The sequence below is a fragment of the Amycolatopsis ponsaeliensis genome (assembly GCF_030182635.1).
GTDB classification, from domain to species: Bacteria; Actinomycetota; Actinomycetes; order Mycobacteriales; family Pseudonocardiaceae; genus Amycolatopsis; species Amycolatopsis ponsaeliensis.
In genome coordinates, this window is the sequence record NZ_JAPZLD010000045.1 from 17611 (window position 1) to 33976 (window position 16366).

Sequence of the window (16366 nt, forward strand, 5' to 3'; positions counted from 1 at the left end):
CCGTGGCCGTCGTCGTGCGGATGCTGCTCAGCCGCATCCTCGCCCTGATCCCGCTGCTGCTCGGCGTGATCCTGTTCGTGTTCATCGTGATGCGGTTCGCGCCGGTCGACCCGGCGCTGGCCGCGTTCGACGGCGCGAACGCCACCGCCGAGCAGCTGCAGCAGTTCCGGCTCGAGAACGGGCTGCTGGACCCGCTGCCGCTGCAGTACGTCCACTTCGTCTGGCACCTGGTGCAGGGGGACTTCGGCACCAGCGTGATCACCAAGCAGCCGGTCGGCGACACGATCGCGACCGCGCTGCCGCTGACCGTCCAGCTGACCCTGCTCGGCCTGGTCATCGCCCTGGTGACGGCGCTGGTGCTCGGCGTGACGTCGGCGCTGTTCCGCGACCGCTGGCCGGACAAGGTGATCCGGGTGGTCACCCTGGCCGGGGTCGCCGCGCCGGCGTTCTGGGTGGCGCTGCTGCTGGTCCAGTGGCTGGCCGTCGGCCAGGGCCTGTTCCCGACCAGCGGCTACGTCAGCCCGGCCGACTCCTTCGGCGGCTGGCTGAACTCGCTGACGCTGCCCGCGGTCTCCCTGGCGCTGCCGGTGGCCGCGCAGCTGACCCGGGTGATCCGGACGTCGATGGTCGAGGAACTGGACAAGGACTACGTCCGCACCGCGCGGGGCGGCGGCCTGCCGCCGGTGGTCGTGGTCGGGCGCAACGTGCTGCGCAACGCGCTGGTCACGCCGCTGACCGTGCTCGGCCTGCGGGTCGGCTACCTGCTGGGCGGCGCCGTCGTCATCGAGACGATGTTCGCGCTGCCGGGGATGGGGCAGAACATGATCCAGGCCGTCACCGACGGCGACACCGCCAAGGTGCAGGGCTTCGTCATCACCATCGCGATCGGGTTCGTGCTGGTCAACCTGATCGTCGACGTCCTGTACCTGATCGCGAACCCGCGCCTGCGGAGCCACGCGTGAAGGGCCTGCGCGCGGCCTGGCCCGCGCTCGCGATCCTCGGCGTCCTGCTGCTGGTCGCCGTGCTCGGCACGCTCGTCGCGACGCACAACCCGGACGCGCTGAGCACCGACACCGGCGGGCCTAGCGGTTCCCACTGGTTCGGGACGGACACGTCGGGCCGGGACATCTTCTCCCGGCTCGTCGCCGGCACGCGCTGGTCGCTCGCCATCGGCCTGGGGGCGGTGGCGCTCGCGCTCGTGTCGGGGGCGGTGATCGGGGCGTTCGCCGCCACGTCGCACCGCCGGGTGGACGCCGTGGTCATGCGCGTGCTGGACGTCATCATGGCGTTTCCCGGCATCGCGCTGGCCGCGGTGCTCGTCGCCGTGTTCGGCCACGGCATCGTCGTGCTGATCCTGGCCATCGGGTTCCTCAACACGCCGCCGGTGGCGCGGGTGATCCGGGCGAACGTCCTGGCCCAGTACGGCGAGGACTACGTCGCGGCCGAACGCGTCATCGGGGCGAAGCGGTTCTTCGTGCTGACCCGGCACGTCGCGATCAACTGCGCGGCCCCGGTGCTGGTGTACTGCACGGTCACGGTGGCCGACGCGATCGTGTTCGAGGCGTCGCTGTCGTTCATCGGCGCCGGCATCCAGCCGCCGGACCCGTCGTGGGGCTCGGTGCTCGCCGACGGCAAGGACCTCGTGCTGACCGGCGGCTGGTGGGCGACGCTGTTCCCCGGCCTGCTGATTCTCGTGACGGTGCTCGCGCTGAACATCCTGTCGGAGCGGATCTCGGACGCCTGGGCCGCGCCGTCGGCCCGCGCGGTCAAGGCGGCCGAAGTCGCGAAGGCCGTCGCCAAGCGGGAAGACGCCGACACCGCGCCCGTCCTGCCGATCGCCGGCCTGCGGGAAGCGGGGGAGCGGCTGGCCCGCACGGCCCGGTCGCTCGACCACCGGGACACGGTCCTGGAAGTCGACCGGCTGGCGATCGCGTTCCCGGGCCGCCACGAAGGCGTCGACGTCGTGGACGGGGTGTCCTTCAGCGTCCGCGCCGGGGAAGTCCTCGGCCTGATCGGCGAATCCGGCTGCGGCAAGACACTCACCGCGTTGTCGATCCTCGGCCTCCAGCCGGCCACGGCGCAGGTGTCCGGGCAGATCCGGTTCGCCCAGCGCGACCTGCTCGCCCTGCGCCCCGGCGAACGCCGCCGCCACCTCGGCCACGACATCGCGATGATCTACCAGGACGCGCTCAGCTCGCTCAACCCGGCGATGACGATCCGCGCCCAGCTCAAGCAGTTCACCCGCCGCGGCGGCACCCGCACCCCGGCCGAGCTGCTCGAACTGGTCAACCTCGACCCGGGCCGGACGCTGCGCGCCTACCCGCACGAGCTGTCCGGCGGCCAGCGCCAGCGCGTGCTGATCGCGATGGCGCTTTCGCGGGACCCGAAGCTGATCGTCGCCGACGAGCCGACGACGGCGCTGGACGTCACCGTCCAGGCCCAGATCATGGCGCTGCTGCTGCGGTTGCAGGAGGAGCTCGGCTTCGCGCTCATCCTCGTCTCGCACGACCTCGCGCTGGTGTCCGAGATCGCCGACCGCGTCGTCGTGATGTACGGAGGCCAGGTCGCCGAGCTGGGCAGCACCGCCGAAGTCGTCGGCTCGCCCCGGCACCACTACACGCGCGGCCTGCTGAGCGCGGTGCTGTCGCTGGAGGAGAACGAGGCCCGGCTCACCCAGATCAAGGGCGTCGTGCCGGCCCCGGCCGAGTTCCCGGCGGGCTGCCGCTTCGCCGACCGCTGCCCGGCCGCCCGCGCCAAGTGCCACGACGAGACCCCGGTCCGCTTCGGCGAGCCGGTCGACCACCTCGTCGCCTGCCACTTCCCGGCGGTCGACATCGCCCGCGAGAAGGAGGTGACGGCGTGAACCTCCTGGAGCTCGACGGCGTCCACGTCGTGCACAAGATCCGCGGCCGCGGCCTCTTCGGCCACGACAACGTGTACGCCCTCACCGACGCCCACCTGGTCGTGAACCCGGGCGAGACGATCGGTGTCGTCGGCGAGTCCGGCTGCGGGAAGTCCACCCTGGCCAAGGTGATCGTCGGCCTGCAGCCCTCGACCGCGGGCACGGTCCGCTTCCGCGGGAAGCCCCTGGACGAGGGGTCCGGGCGCGAGGTCGGCATGGTCTTCCAGGACCCGTCGACCGCGCTCAACCGCCGGCTCGCCGTCGCCAGGATCATCCGCGACCCCCTGGACGTGCACCACGCCGGGACGCCGGCCGAGCGCGACGACCGCGTCCGCGAGCTGATGTCCCTGGTCGGCCTGCCCGCCAGCGCCGCCGACGCGGTTCCGGGCCAGCTCTCCGGCGGCCAGCGCCAGCGCGTCGCCATCGCGCGGGCCCTGGCCCTGCGGCCCGCGCTGCTGGTCGCCGACGAGCCGACGTCCGCCCTCGACGTCTCGGTCCGCGCCCAGATCCTCAACCTGCTGCTCGACCTGCGCGAACAGCTGGACCTGGCGATGGTCTTCGTCTCCCACGACATCCAGACCGTCAAGAAGATGAGCGACCGCATCGTCACGATGTACCTCGGCCGGATCGTCGAAGAGGCCCCGGCGGGCGCGTTGCCGGACGACGCCCGGCACCCGTACACGCGGGCTCTCTTCTCGGCGACGCCCAGCCTGCTGAACCCGGTGGAGCCGATCGTGCTCACCGGGCCGGTGCCGTCGGCGACGCACCCGCCGAGCGGCTGCTCGTTCCGCACCCGCTGCCCGAAGGCCACCGACGAGTGCGCGGCCGAACTACCCCCGCCGGCCGCGGCGGGCGGAGGCCACACCTACCGCTGCATCCATCCCGAGATCCCTACCGGAGTGAGCGCCTGATGCCGAAGTTCGCCGGAATCGTCCCGCCGCTGTGCACGCCGTTCAACGACGACTTCAGCGTGGACACCGACTCGCTGCGCCGCCACGTCGAGGTTCAGCTCGACGCCGGGGTGCACGGCGTCTTCGTCCTCGGCTCCTCCAGCGAGGTCGCCTTCCTGCCCGACGCCCAGCGCCGCGTCGTCGTCGAAACCACGGTCGACCAGGTGGCCGGCCGGGTGCCGGTGCTCGCCGGTTGTATCGACATGACGACATTGCGGGTCGCCGAGCACATCAAGACGGCCGAAGCGGCCGGGGCCGACGCCGTCGTCGTCACCGCGCCGTACTACACGCGGACCCACGTCGCCGAGGTCGACCGGCACTTCCGCCTGCTGCACGAACGCACGGCGCTGCCGATCGTCGCCTACGACATCCCGGTCGCGGTGCACACGAAGCTCGACGGCGGGATGGTCCTCGACCTGGCCGCCGACGGCGTCCTCGCCGGGCTCAAGGACTCCAGCGGCGACGAAGCCGCGTTCCGGGCCGTGCTGCTGGGCAAGCGCGACCGCGGCCTCGACACCTTCGCCGTGTTCACCGGGTCCGAGCTGATCGTGGACGCGGCACTGGCGATGGGTGCCGACGGCGCCGTCCCGGGCCTCGGCAACGTCGACCCGGTCGGGTACGTGCTCATCCACGACCACTTCAAGTCCGGGAACCTCGCTGCGGCCCGGCGCGAGCAGGAACGGTTGCTGAAGCTGTTCTCCATCACGTCCGTGGCGCCGCCGAGCCGGATGGGCCGCGGCTCGGCCGGGCTCGGTGCCTTCAAGGCCGCGATGAAGATGCGCGGGTTCATCGACAACGCTGTCATGGCGCCGCCGCAGCTTCCCCTGGACGACGAGGAACTGCTGCGGATCAAGGAGAAGCTCGCCGAAGCCGGCCTGCTCTGATGATCCGCTACGGCGCCGACTACAACCCGGAGCACTGGTCCGAAGAGGTCCGCCGCGAAGACCTGAAGCTGATGGCCGAAGCCGGCGTCACGATGGTGACGGCGGGGATCTACTCCTGGGCGGCCGTCGAACCGCGGCCGGGGGAGTACGACTTCGGCTGGTTCGACGACGTGATGGACGGCCTCGCCGGTGCGGGAGTCCGGGTGTGCCTGGCGACGATGACCGCGTCGCCGCCGGCGTGGTTGTCCCACGCGCACCCGGAGATCCTGCCGGTGCGCGCCGACGGCGTCCGGCTGTCAACCGGTGCGCGGCAGCAGTTTTGCCCGTCCAGCCCGGTCTACCGTGCGCACGCCGAACGGCTGGTCTCGGAATTGGCGACGCGTTACGCGGGGCATCCGGCGCTGGCGATGTGGCACATCGGCAACGAGTACGGCTGCCACATCCGGGCCTGCTACTGCGACGAGTCGGCGTCGGATTTCCGCCGCTGGCTGCGGGAGCGCTACGGCTCCATCGACGCGCTGAACGCGGCCTGGACGACGACGTTCTGGTCCCAGCGCTACTCCGCGTGGGACGAAATCCTGCCGCCGCGCGTCGCGCCGACGTTCCCGAATCCCGCGCAGCAGCTGGACTTCCACCGGTTCTCCTCGGACGCCTCACTCGGCTGCTTCCTGACCGAACAGCGCGTGCTGCGGCGGATCACCCCGGACACGCCGATTACGACCAACTTCGTCGGCCTGGTGCAGAAGGCTCTCGACTGGCACACGTGGACGCCGTACGAAGACGTCGTCAGCCTCGATTCGTACCCGGACCCCTACGACCCGCGCGCCCATGTCGAAGCCGCGTTCGCCTACGACTTGGTCCGGTCGACGAAGGACCAGCCGTGGATGCTCCTCGAACAGGCGCCGAGCGCGGTGAACTGGCGGCCCCGCAACAGCCCCAAGCCGCCGGGTGCGATGCGGCTCGGCAGCTGGCAGGCCATCGCCCAGGGCGCCGACGCCGTGCTGTTCTTCCAGTGGCGCCAGACCAGCGGTGGTGCCGAGAAGTTCCACTCGGCGATGGTCCCGCACGGCGGGCGCGAGACCCGGACGTTCCGGGAGACGGCCGCGCTCGGGCAAGAGCTGGCGCGCGTGCCCGGGCTGGCCGGGACGCGGGTGCGGGCCGACGTCGCCCTGCTGCACGACTGGCCGAGCTGGTGGGGCCTCGAACTCGACTCGCACCCGGCTCAGCTGGACCAGCTCGAGACGCACCTCGCGCACTACGCGCCGTTGTTCGACGCCAACATCACCTGCGACGTCGTCCACCCCTTGCGGGATCTCACGGGCTACAAGCTGGTCGTCGTCCCGAACCTGTATCTGCTGGAGCAGGCTTCCGCGGACAACCTGCGCGCGTACGTCGCGGGCGGCGGGCATCTCGTGGTGTCGTACTTCTCGGGCATCGTGGACGGCTGCGACCGTGCCTACCTGGGCGGGCATCCCGCGCCGCTGCGGGACGTTCTCGGCCTGCGGGTCGACGAGTTCTGGCCCCTGGACGGATCGATCTCCCTCGATTTCGCCGACGGGACAACGGATTCCGGTTCGATCTGGTCCGAATGGGTCGAACTCGAAGGCGCCGAGGTCGTCGCGTCGTTCGCCTCGGGCGAGCTGGCCGGGCGGCCCGCGATCACCCGTCACGCGTTCGGCGACGGCGTCGCTTGGTACGTGGGGACGCGGCCTGACCTGGCTCCGCTGCTCGGCCGCGTCACCGCCGAAGCCGGGGTGACGCCGGTGCTCGCCACTGCGCCCGGGGTCCAGGCGGTCGTCCGGCACGGCGAGGAAAGCGCTTACCTGATCTTGCTCAACCACGGCACCGAGCCGGTCACCGTCGACCTGCCGCACGCCGCGCCGGACCTGCTGACCGACCCGTCGCGGCCGGTCCGGGAGGTCCGGCTCGCCCCGCGAGGTGTCGCCGTCCTGAAGGGATGAGAATGAGAACACTGGGGAGATGGGCCGCCTTGGTGGCCTTGGTGGCGAGTTCGCTGCTCGCCGTGAGCCCGGCGCAGGCCGCGCCGCAGTTCGACCAGCAGGTGCTGTTCAAGGCTTCGCAGGATCCCGGGTACAGCTGTTTCCGGATCCCGGCGATCGTGAAGTCCACCCACGGCACGTTGCTCGCGTTCGCCGAGGGCCGCATCGACAACTGCGGCGACACCGGCGACATCGACCTCGTCCTCAAACGGTCCACCGACGGCGGGAAGACGTGGTCGCCGCTGCAGGTCGTCAACCGCGGTGGCGGGGACACCCACGGCAATCCGGTGCCCATCGTGGACAGCCGCACCGGCCGGATCGTCCTGATCACGACGTACAACAAGGGCCGCGACGACGACAAGGCGTGCGACGTCCCGTGCCCGCGCACCCCGCATTCGCAATACAGCGACGACGACGGCTTGACCTGGTCCACGCCGGTCGACATCAGCGCGCAGGCGAAGCTGCCGAACTGGGACTCGTGGTACGCGTCCGGTCCGGTGCACGGGATCCAGCTGACTCGTGGCCGGTACGCGGGGCGGCTCGTGTTCGGCGTCAACGCGGAAACCAGCGACGGGTCTCATTCCGTCGAGAACCACGCGGGCCTCGTCTACAGCGACGACGGTGGCCGCAACTGGCGCGTCGGCGCGGTGAACAGCTACCCGCACCCGGTCGACGGGACGTACACGCAAAAACCGTCGGAAGTCACGGTGGTCGAGCTGGCCGACGGGTCGATCTACGCCGGCGGCCGCGAGCAGGGCGGTACCGACATCGGCAACCGCGACTACGCGATCAGCCGTGACGGCGGCGAGACGTTCACCAAGTCCTTCACCACCATCCCCGACCTGGTGACGCCGATGGTGCAGGGAGCAATCGTGCGTGTCGGGAACCGTCTCCTGTTCTCGTCGCCGTCGGACACCGACCGGCGCCGCTGGATGATGATCCGGTCGTCGTACGACAACGGCCGGACGTGGGAGAACGCCGAGCAGGGCACGCAGATCACCACCGACTGGTCCGGATATTCGGACCTGGTGCAGATCGGCGGCTCGGAGATCGGGCTGATGTACGAAGGCGGCGCCGTCGACGCGCGCGACGAGATCCGTTTCGCGCGCTTCAACGAGGACTACCTGGGGTGGCACAACTCGGCGGGACCGTCCACACCGGACGTTTCGGGACACGCCGACGCCCGGGTTCTCGGCGGTGCTTCGCTTGCTGCCGGACGCTTCGGCGGGGCGTTGACGCTGGACGGCGTCGACGACTACGTCCGGGTGCCTTATGACCCGGCGCAGCCCCCGGGGGAGGGTGACCTCACGTGGACGGGCTGGTTCCGGTACGGCGCCACGAAGGGCAACCAGGTGCTGTTCTGGCTGGGCGGGATGGGCACCACCGCGCCCCAGCTGTGGTTGCGCGGGGAGCCGGCGAACCACCGGCTGATCGCGATGATGACCACGGCGGCCGGGAGCGCGTCGGTCACTTCCGCGCAGGCGTACGACGACCAGGCCTGGCACCACGTGGCGCTCGAGCGCACCGGCGGGAAGCTGCTGCTGTGGGTGGACGGCGTCCAGGTCGCTTCGGGTGCCGCGGCGGCGGGTTCGGTGAGCCGGACGGTGTCGTTCCAGCTGCAGCTGGGGCAGCGGCTGGACAACCAGTACCGCTGGAACGGCTCGTTCGACGAGATCCGCTTCTACCGCCGGGCGCTCACGGCACCGGAGCTCGACGCGATCCGGCTGCGGAACGCGCCGGTTCCGGCGGGCCAGGTGCTGCGGCTGCCGTTCGACCGGCTCCACGGCTGAGGGAGATGAGGACGACGCCGGCGATGCTGAGCGCACCGCCGGCGGCGTCCACCCAGGTGGGAACCTCGCCGAGCCAGCCGAACGCGACCGCGAGGGCGACGGCCGGGACGAGGTAGAGCGTGCCGGTCGCGACGGCGATCGAGTGCCGCGCGACGGCGTATCCCCAGGCGACGAACCCGGCGGCCGAGGGGAGTACCCCGAGGAAGACGACGGCCAGGGTCGCACTCGCCGGGGCGGTCTCGGCCGCGTGCAGGGCCTGGGGTGCGAGCGGGGCCAGGAACAGCGTCCCGGCCCACATCGCGTAGCAGGCGACTTCGAGTCCGGTGTAGCGCTCGAGCAGGGGCTTGCTGCAGAAGTGGTAGATCCCTTGGACGGCCGCGGCGGCGAGGACGACCCAGGCGGCTTGTGAGTACGCGAGGCCGCTGCCGGTGGCGATGAGCGCGCTGCCGCCGAGGGCGACGGCGCTGCCGAGCACCTTGGCCATGGTGAGCCGTTCGCCGAGGAACGCCGTCGCGAGCAGGACGCTGAACACCGGGGCCACCGAGACGAGCAGGCTGGCGGTGCCGGCCGGGACGTGGACCTCGCCCCAGTTGAGCAGCACCTGGTACGCGCTCATCCCGGCGAGCCCGCAGAGTGCGATCAGGGGCAGGTCTTTCGCGCGGGGCAGGCGCACCTTGAGGATCGGTGCGGCGAGCAGGAGGACGGCCGAGGCGACCGCGAGCCGCGCGAACGACAGCCCGGCGACGCCGTAGCCGTCGAGGCCGACCTTGATGGCGGGGAACGCCGACGCCCAGAGCACGACGGTGAGGGCCAGAGCCAGGAGTTTCACGGCTCCATCGTCGGCAGTAGTCTGCTTAAGTACCAGTTAAGCTTTCTTCGCTATTCGGAAAGTATGACTTCATGATGGAGCTTCGACGGCTACGCGTGCTGCACGCACTCGCCCAGCACCGGACCGTCGCCGCCACGGCGGCGGCCCTGCACCTGACCGGGCCGGCGGTCTCGCAGCACCTGGCGGCGCTCGAACGCGAGGCGGGCGTCCCGTTGCTGGAGAAGCAGGGCCGCGTCCTCGCGTTCACCCCGGCCGGGCGGCTGCTGGTCTCGCACGCCGAAGTCATCCTCGACGACCTGGCCGCGGCGGAGTCCGCACTGGCGGCGGTGGCGGGGAACGGCTCGGGGACGGTCCGTGTGGCCGCCTTCGCCTCGGCGGCGCGCGGGCTGGTGCCGCGGGTGTGGGGCGGCCCGGTTTCCCTGCGGCTGGTGGTGCAGGAACCGGCCGCGGCCCTGGAGTCGCTGCGGCGCCAGGACGTCGACATCGCGATCGTGCACAGCTATTCGCTGCTGCCACGGGACATCCCGCCGCGGTGCGAGGAGCGGGTGCTGCTCGAGGAGCCGGTGCTGCTGGCGTCGAGCCGTGCGGAGCGGGGGCCGGTGCGCTTGGCCGACTACGCGGATCATCCGTGGCTCGTGCCGTCCTCGGACCTGTCGTGCTACGAAATGATCCAGCGTGCTTGCGGTGCGGCGGGGTTCGTGCCGTCGGTGGTCGCGGAGTCGGCGGATTTCGCGGTGCTGGTCGCGTTGGCGGCGGCGGGTGCGGGGGTGGCGCTGGTGCCGAGGATGGCGCTGCCGGACGGCCCGCTGGGGGTGCACCTGCACTCGTTGGAGGAACCGTTGACGCGCAAGGTGTTCGCGCTGACCAGATCGGGACTGGCGCGGCGGCCGGATGTCCGGACGGTGTTGGACGAGCTGGAACGGGCGGCCCGCGAGCGCTAGACCGTGACTTCTCTTCAGGGCCGTTGTGCTCTGGTGGTCGCCCACCGGCCGTGGTCGGCTCGCGGAGGAGGCGAATGGCCATGTCTTTCATTACGGTAAACGGAACAACGCTGTACTACGAACTGCGCGGTGCGGGACCGTCGCTGCTGTTCATCTCGGGCGCGGTCGGCGACGCCGGTCAATGGACCGAAGTCGCCGATGCCCTGGCGGACGAATACACGGTCCTCACCTACGACCGGCGAGCCAATTCACGGAGCCCCCGCCCGGCCGGCTGGTCCACCACGACCATCGACGAACAAGCCGACGACGCGGCCGCGCTGGTCACGGCGCTCGGTCTCGGTCCGGTCGCCGGCTGCGGGAACAGCATGGGTGCGATGATCCTGGCGAACCTCGTGATCCGGCATCCGGAAGTGGTGCGGGGCGCCGTCTTCCACGAACCGCCCTATCTCGCGGTCACGTCGGCTCCGGAGGCCGCGGCCAAGGCCCTCGAAGACGTCATCGCCACCGGGATGGCGGAGGGAGGCCCACGGGTGGCCGTCGAGAGGTTCCAGCGGTGGGTCGCCGGCGATGACGCCTACGAGGCGTTCGACCCCGCGTTCCGGGATCGGCTGCTCGGCGACGGCGAAGTGCTGTTCGGCGTTGAGCTGACGTCGGCCCTGAACTACCAGCCGACCGAGCAACAGCTCGCGGCGGTCCGGATTCCCTGCGCGGTCACCGCGGGAGCGGAAAGCCGGGACCCGGCCGCGGACGGGCACTGGCTCGCCGAGTGTTCGGCGTGGCTGGCCGGACAGCTCGGCGTGCCGCTGGTCGAAACGCCCGGTGGGCACGTTCCCCACCTCACCCACGCGCCGGCCTACGGGGAGCTGCTGCGGCCGATGCTCACACCGTCCGGCAAGTGAGCTCCGGCCGGGCGGAGGAATTGCCGTTGCCGGTGACCGCGTTGAAGCCGAACGTCGTCGAGCCGCCCGCGTCGAGCTTGGCGTTCCAGTCCGCGTTGTCCACCGTCACCGTCGTGCCCTCGACCGTGAACGTCCCGTTCCACAGGCCCGCGATGCGGTGCCCGGCCGGGAGCGACCAGCGGACGCTCCAGCCTCGCAGGCCGGTGCCGTGGTCGTTGCGGATCGTCACCTGGACCTGGTAGCCGCCCGGCCAGGAGGTCGTCACCGCGTAGCTGGCCGAACAGCCCAGGTCGGCGGGAGTGGTGGTCGTCGGGGGTGCCGTCGTCGGGGGCGTGGACGACGCCGGCGCCGCGATCGGCGTCGTGGCGTCCGGGACGAGCGCCGTCCCGATCACCACGCCCAGGGCCAGCAGCACGGCTCCGCCCGCGGACGCCAGCACCGCCCGGCGGCGTGGGCGGGGCAGGCGCAGCATGCGGGTTTCCGTGCGGGGCCGGGCACGCGGCGGGGGCAGCGGACGGCCGCCGGTGACCGCCTCGAACAGCTCCTGGACCTCCGCCATCGACGGGCGCTGGGCCGGGTCGCGCTGCAGGAGCCGGCCGAGCACCTCGGCCAGCGGGCCCGTGTGCTTCGGCGGGGTGACCTCGTCCCGGGCGACCCGCTTCAGCAGGACGATGGTGTTGTCGTCGGTGCCGAACGGCGGGATGCCCTCCAGCGCACGGTAGAGCGTCGCGCCGAGGGAGAAGACGTCCGCGGGGAACCCGGCTTCGGCGCCCCCGGCGACTTCGGGCGCCAGGTAGGCGGGCGTGCCGGCGATGAACCCGCCGCCCGTCACGGTTCCTTCGCCGGTGGCGCGGGAGATGCCGAAGTCGGCGATCTTCGTGACGCCGTCAGGCGTGGTGAGGACGTTGCCGGGCGTGACGTCCCGGTGGACGATGCCTTCGGCGTGCGCGGCGGCGAGCGCCGAAGCGACCTGTTCGCCGATGCGGGCGACCTGATCGGCGGGCAGGCTTTCCCGCTCCAGCAGGACGTCGGCCAGGCTCTGCGCCGGCAGGTACTCCATGACCAGGTACGGAGCGCCGTCGTGCTCGACGACGTCGTGCACGGTGATGGCGTGCGGGTGCCGCAGCCGCGCGGTGAGCCGCGCCTCCCGCAGTGCCCGCGGTCCGCCCTGACCGCCGCCGGAGGGGTCGTAGCCCAGCTGCTTCACCGCGACGACGCGGTCGAGCCGCTCGTCGCGGGCACGCCAGACGACGGCCATGGCGCCCTGGCCGATCCGGTCGACCAGCCGGTAGCGCCCGGCGATCAGCTGTCCTGCGTCGGTCACGACGACCTCCCGGCCTTCCCCCGGGACACACGGATGCGGGGGACGATCGGTTCGAGCTTAACGACCCACCCGCCCGGCCGCCGACGAGCAGCCCGCCAAATCCATGAAGGGCACCCTCATGGACATAAGAGCCATGAGGGTGCCCTTCATGGCGGTGAGGCGGGCCGCGGCCTCACGCCGTGAGCGCGTGCAGCTGGTCCCACGTCGGCACGTACGGCGTGAACCGCAGCGTCATCCCCGCCTCGGCCGGCAGCTTGTCCGCCTTCCGCGCGTTGCAGCTGCGGGACGCGCCCCCGCAGGCGGCGACCGTGTTCAGCCACGACGTCCGCGCGCCGCCGCGGCTGAGCGGCGTCACGTGGTCGATCGTCGTCGCGCGGCGGCCGCAGTACGCGCAGCGGTGGCCGTCGCGGGTCAGCACCCCGCGGCGGGACCAGCGCGGCGGCTGCGTATATCGCCACTTCATGACGACATACCTCAGCAACCGCACGATCTTCGGGCGCGGGAACAGCCCGTAGGCGAGACCGTCTTCGGCCTCGTGGATCTCGGCGACGTGCCGCACCAGCATCCGGATGGCGTGCGGGACGGACACGGTCTGCAGCGGCTCGTAGCCGGCGTTGAGCACCAGTACGCGCATGGCGAACCCCTTTCGATGACGCAAAAGCCGCCCGTCGGCTGCTCCGGCGGGCGGCTTCTGCCTGGTGCGCATCATCGTCGCCGAGGGGCGCGACCTGCGTCAATCGTGTTTCACCGCAGCGGATGCGTGCGGAAGAACCGCCAGATGACCGGCGTCGCGTCGATCACCGTCGGCGTGGCCGAGTCGTTGTTCGGCTGCGTGCTCGGCCACACGTGCCCGGCGCCTTCGACGCGATAGTGCTCCAGCGTGCTCCGCCGGTCGCAGCCGAGCCACTTCTGCGCGACCACGCCCTTGACCGGCGTCCACGACACGGGCTTCGGGAAGCAACCGTCCCTTGTGGACCATCCGGCCAGCCAGCCGGGGATCGACGGCAGGCCCTTGTCCGGGTTGCCGGTGTAGGGGATGGTCGTGTCGGCGGTGCCGTGGAAGTCGAGGATCGGCGCCGGCCGGCTCGGGTGGCAGGCGCCGCCCTGCGGGTAGAACGCGCCCGACACCGGGGCGAACGCCGCGATCCGGCCGGGCAGCCGGCACGCCAGCACGCCGACGAACCCGCCGCCGTTGGACTTGCCTGCCGCGAAGATCCGGTCGTTGTCGACGCACAGGTCGCGCTGCAGCGAGTTCAGCAGGTCGCTGGTGAACAGGACGTCGTCGGCGGCGGCCGAGTAGGGCGCGCCGGTCCACGCCGACTCGCCGTCGGTGCCGATCAGGCCCTGCGGGTAGACCGAGATCGCGTCGAGCGCCGAGAAGCCGGACAGCTCCTCCTGGTACTGCGACGTGCGCTTGTGCCCGTGGAACGACAGGACCAGCGGGTACGCCCGGCGCGGGTTGTAGTGCGCCGGCAGGTGCACGGTGTACTCGCGCTCGAGCCCGCCGGAGACGACGTGGCGGGTGGTCGTCACGCCGGACGGCACGGGGGCGGCGCGGCCGCAGCCGGTGGTGCGCACGGGGTGGTCGACGATGCCGCCCGAAGCGGCGGCGGGAGCGGCGAAGGCGGTGGTCAGGGCGCAGGCCGCGGCGAACGCGGCCGCCCACCGGGGCAGGGGTCCGGGCACTCGATCCTCCTTGATCGGCAGCGGGGCGTGGCCAGCATCACCCCGCGGGGCGGGACCCACCTACATTGCGTTCATAAAGTGCACGACCGGGTGAGCACCGGGAATGTCGGACCGCCTCGGTAGGATCGGCCCGCTCGGCACCCCGCACCGGAAAGGACCGGAAGTGACCACCCCGATCGAGACGCTCGAGTTCCAGTCGGAAGCGCGTCAGCTGCTCCAGCTGATGATCCATTCGATCTATTCGAACAAGGACACGTTCCTGCGGGAGCTCGTGTCCAACGCGTCCGACGCCCTCGACAAGCTGCGGCTGGAGTCGTACCGCGACAAGGACCTCGGCGCGGACACCACCGACCTGCACATCGCGCTCGAAACGGACGCCGCGGAGCGGACGCTGACGGTGCGGGACAACGGCATCGGCATGACGCGCGACGAGGTCGTCGCCCTCATCGGCACGATCGCCAAGTCCGGCACCGCGGACTTCCTGAGCAAGCTGAAGGAGGCCAAGGACGCCGCGGCGTCGCAGGACCTCATCGGCCAGTTCGGCGTCGGGTTCTACGCGAGCTTCATGGTCGCGGACAAGGTCACGCTGGTGACGCGCAAGGCGGGCACCACCGAGGGCGTCCGCTGGGAGTCCTCCGGCGAAGGCACGTACACGATCGAGCCGGTCGAAGACGCGCCCCAGGGCACCACGGTCACGCTGCACCTCAAGCCCGAGGACGCCGAGGACCACCTCTACGACTACACGTCCCCGGCGAAGATCCGGGAGATCGTGAAGAAGTACTCCGACTTCATCACCTGGCCGATCCGGATGGCCGGCGAGGCCGCCGAGGGCGAAGAGCCGAAGACCGAGACCGTCAACTCGATGAAGGCGCTGTGGGCGCGCTCGTCGAGCGAGGTCACCGAGGCCGAGTACCACGAGTTCTACAAGCACGTCAGCCACGACTGGCAGGACCCCCTGGAGACGATCCGGCTGCAGGCCGAGGGGACGTTCGAGTACCAGGCGCTGCTGTTCCTGCCGTCGCAGGCGCCGATGGACCTGTTCCTGCGGGAGCGCAAGCGCGGCGTCCAGCTGTACGTGAAGCGCGTCTTCATCATGGACGACTGCGAGTCGCTCGTCCCCGAGTACCTGCGGTTCGTCAAGGGCGTCGTCGACGCGCAGGACCTCTCGCTGAACGTCTCGCGGGAGATCCTCCAGCAGGACCGGCAGATCCAGCTGATCCGCCGCCGCCTGGTCAAGAAGGTCCTCTCGACGGTCAAGGCGATGATGACCGCCGACGCCGAGAAGTACGCGACGTTCTGGCGCGAGTTCGGCCGCGCGGTCAAGGAAGGCCTGCTCGACGACTTCGAGAACCGCGAGGCCATCCTCGAGATCTCGTCGTTCGCTTCGACGCACGACGCGGAGAAGCCGACTTCGCTGCGCGAGTACGTCGAGCGGATGAAGGACGGCCAGGAACACATCTACTTCATGACCGGCGAGTCGCGGTCCGCGATCGAGAACTCGCCGCACATGGAAGCGTTCCGGGCCAAGGGCTACGAGGTGCTGGTGCTTACCGACCCGATCGACGAGATGTGGGTCGACGCGGTGCCGGGCTTCGACGGCAAGCAGTTCCAGTCGATCGCGAAGGGCCAGGTCGACCTCGAGTCGGACGAGGACAAGAAGGCCACCGAGGTCGCGCGCGAGCAGCAGAACAAGGACTTCGAGGGCCTGCTGTCGTGGATGGGCACGGCGCTGGGCGAGGACGTCAAGGAGGTCCGGCTCTCGTCGCGGCTGACGACGTCGCCGGCGTGCATCGTCGGGGACACGCACGACCTGTCGCCGACGCTGGAGAAGATGTACCGCGCGATGGGGCAGGAGCTGCCGCCGATCAAGCGGATCCTCGAGCTGAACCCGGACCACGGCCTGGTCACCGGCCTGCGGGAAGCGCACACTGCGCGTCCGGACGACTCGGGGCTGGCCGAGACGGCGGAGCTGCTCTACGGAATGGCCCTGCTGGCCGAAGGCGGCGAGCTGGGCGACCCGGCCCGGTTCATCAAGCTCCTCGCGAGCCGCCTGGAGAAGACGCTCTGACACGTAACTCGCGTGCTTGAAGCCGTGACTCGCGGGATTGAGGCCGGAACTCGCGAGTTCCGGCCTCAATCACGCGAGATCCGGGTCCAAACA

General features: G+C 71.0%; 13 protein-coding genes. 9 read left to right on the forward strand and 4 right to left on the reverse strand.

What is annotated here, in order from left to right; genetic code table 11:
• Window positions 1-2 precede the first annotated feature (2 nt).
• From QQ657_RS44155 to QQ657_RS44180, 6 genes are read left to right on the forward strand one after another with little or no spacing between them, the layout of a single operon-like run.
• Window positions 3-962, forward strand: coding sequence for an ABC transporter permease (locus QQ657_RS44155; RefSeq protein ID WP_284748359.1), 960 nt, complete (start codon window positions 3-5; stop codon window positions 960-962).
• Window positions 959-2863, forward strand: coding sequence for a dipeptide/oligopeptide/nickel ABC transporter permease/ATP-binding protein (locus QQ657_RS44160; protein ID WP_284748360.1), 1905 nt, complete (start codon window positions 959-961; stop codon window positions 2861-2863). Before QQ657_RS44155 ends, QQ657_RS44160 begins: the two co-directional genes overlap by 4 nt.
• Window positions 2860-3813, forward strand: coding sequence for an oligopeptide/dipeptide ABC transporter ATP-binding protein (locus QQ657_RS44165; RefSeq protein WP_284748361.1), 954 nt, complete (start codon window positions 2860-2862; stop codon window positions 3811-3813). The genes QQ657_RS44160 and QQ657_RS44165 overlap by 4 nt, the downstream gene beginning before the upstream one ends.
• Window positions 3813-4736 (forward strand): dihydrodipicolinate synthase family protein, encoded by a 924-nt coding sequence (locus QQ657_RS44170; protein ID WP_284748362.1) that lies wholly within the window; start codon window positions 3813-3815, stop codon window positions 4734-4736. Before QQ657_RS44165 ends, QQ657_RS44170 begins: the two co-directional genes overlap by 1 nt.
• Window positions 4736-6697, forward strand: a complete 1962-nt coding sequence (locus QQ657_RS44175) for a beta-galactosidase (protein ID WP_284748363.1) — start codon at window positions 4736-4738, stop codon at window positions 6695-6697. The genes QQ657_RS44170 and QQ657_RS44175 overlap by 1 nt, the downstream gene beginning before the upstream one ends.
• Window positions 6698-6699: 2 nt before the next feature.
• Window positions 6700-8526 carry a sialidase family protein gene (locus QQ657_RS44180; RefSeq protein ID WP_284748364.1) on the forward strand — a complete coding sequence of 609 codons (1827 nt, stop codon included), beginning with the start codon at window positions 6700-6702 and terminating at the stop codon, window positions 8524-8526.
• On the opposite strand, the gene QQ657_RS44185 is transcribed toward QQ657_RS44180, so the two are convergent.
• On the reverse strand, window positions 8432-9355 hold the full coding sequence (locus QQ657_RS44185) for a DMT family transporter (protein ID WP_284748365.1): 924 nt from the start codon (window positions 9353-9355) through the stop codon (window positions 8432-8434). The genes QQ657_RS44180 and QQ657_RS44185 overlap by 95 nt on opposite strands.
• A 71-nt stretch (window positions 9356-9426) precedes the next feature.
• On the opposite strand from QQ657_RS44185, the gene QQ657_RS44190 reads away from it, so the two are divergent.
• A complete protein-coding gene (locus QQ657_RS44190; protein WP_284748366.1) occupies window positions 9427-10296 on the forward strand; it encodes a LysR family transcriptional regulator in 870 nt (289 codons plus the stop codon).
• Between the two features lie 80 nt (window positions 10297-10376).
• Entirely contained in the window at window positions 10377-11195 is an 819-nt protein-coding gene (locus QQ657_RS44195; protein ID WP_284748367.1) for an alpha/beta fold hydrolase, read from the forward strand.
• Here the strand turns inward: QQ657_RS44195 and QQ657_RS44200 are convergent.
• The 3 genes from QQ657_RS44200 to QQ657_RS44210 form a co-directional block, all read right to left on the reverse strand.
• Complete coding sequence (locus QQ657_RS44200) at window positions 11176-12519, reverse strand: protein kinase domain-containing protein (protein WP_284748368.1); 1344 nt, start codon at window positions 12517-12519, stop codon at window positions 11176-11178. The two genes, QQ657_RS44195 and QQ657_RS44200, sit on opposite strands and share 20 nt — an antisense overlap.
• A gap of 172 nt (window positions 12520-12691) precedes the next feature.
• The gene (locus QQ657_RS44205; RefSeq protein WP_284748369.1) at window positions 12692-13153 is read right to left on the reverse strand and encodes an HNH endonuclease; all 462 of its coding nucleotides are present in this window, start codon (window positions 13151-13153) and stop codon (window positions 12692-12694) included.
• 110 nt (window positions 13154-13263) lie between these two features.
• Window positions 13264-14205, reverse strand: coding sequence for a CE1 family esterase (locus tag QQ657_RS44210; RefSeq protein WP_284748370.1), 942 nt, complete (start codon window positions 14203-14205; stop codon window positions 13264-13266).
• Window positions 14206-14368: 163 nt separating this feature from the next.
• Here QQ657_RS44210 and htpG point away from each other — a divergent pair, with 163 nt between their 5' ends.
• Window positions 14369-16273: a molecular chaperone HtpG gene (gene htpG, locus QQ657_RS44215; protein ID WP_284748371.1), complete on the forward strand. Its 1905-nt coding sequence runs from the start codon at window positions 14369-14371 to the stop codon at window positions 16271-16273.
• Window positions 16274-16366 lie beyond the last annotated feature (93 nt).

Coding starts and splice junctions, on each gene's coding strand:
- QQ657_RS44170 (WP_284748362.1), top strand. CDS start 3,813: ATGCCGAAGTTCGCCGGAATCGTCCCGCCGCTGTGCACGCCGTTCAAC.
- QQ657_RS44175 (WP_284748363.1), top strand. CDS start 4,736: ATGATCCGCTACGGCGCCGACTACAACCCGGAGCACTGGTCCGAAGAG.
- QQ657_RS44180 (WP_284748364.1), top strand. CDS start 6,700: ATGAGAACACTGGGGAGATGGGCCGCCTTGGTGGCCTTGGTGGCGAGT.
- QQ657_RS44190 (WP_284748366.1), top strand. CDS start 9,427: ATGATGGAGCTTCGACGGCTACGCGTGCTGCACGCACTCGCCCAGCAC.
- QQ657_RS44195 (WP_284748367.1), top strand. CDS start 10,377: ATGTCTTTCATTACGGTAAACGGAACAACGCTGTACTACGAACTGCGC.
- QQ657_RS44205 (WP_284748369.1), bottom strand. CDS start 13,153: ATGCGCGTACTGGTGCTCAACGCCGGCTACGAGCCGCTGCAGACCGTG.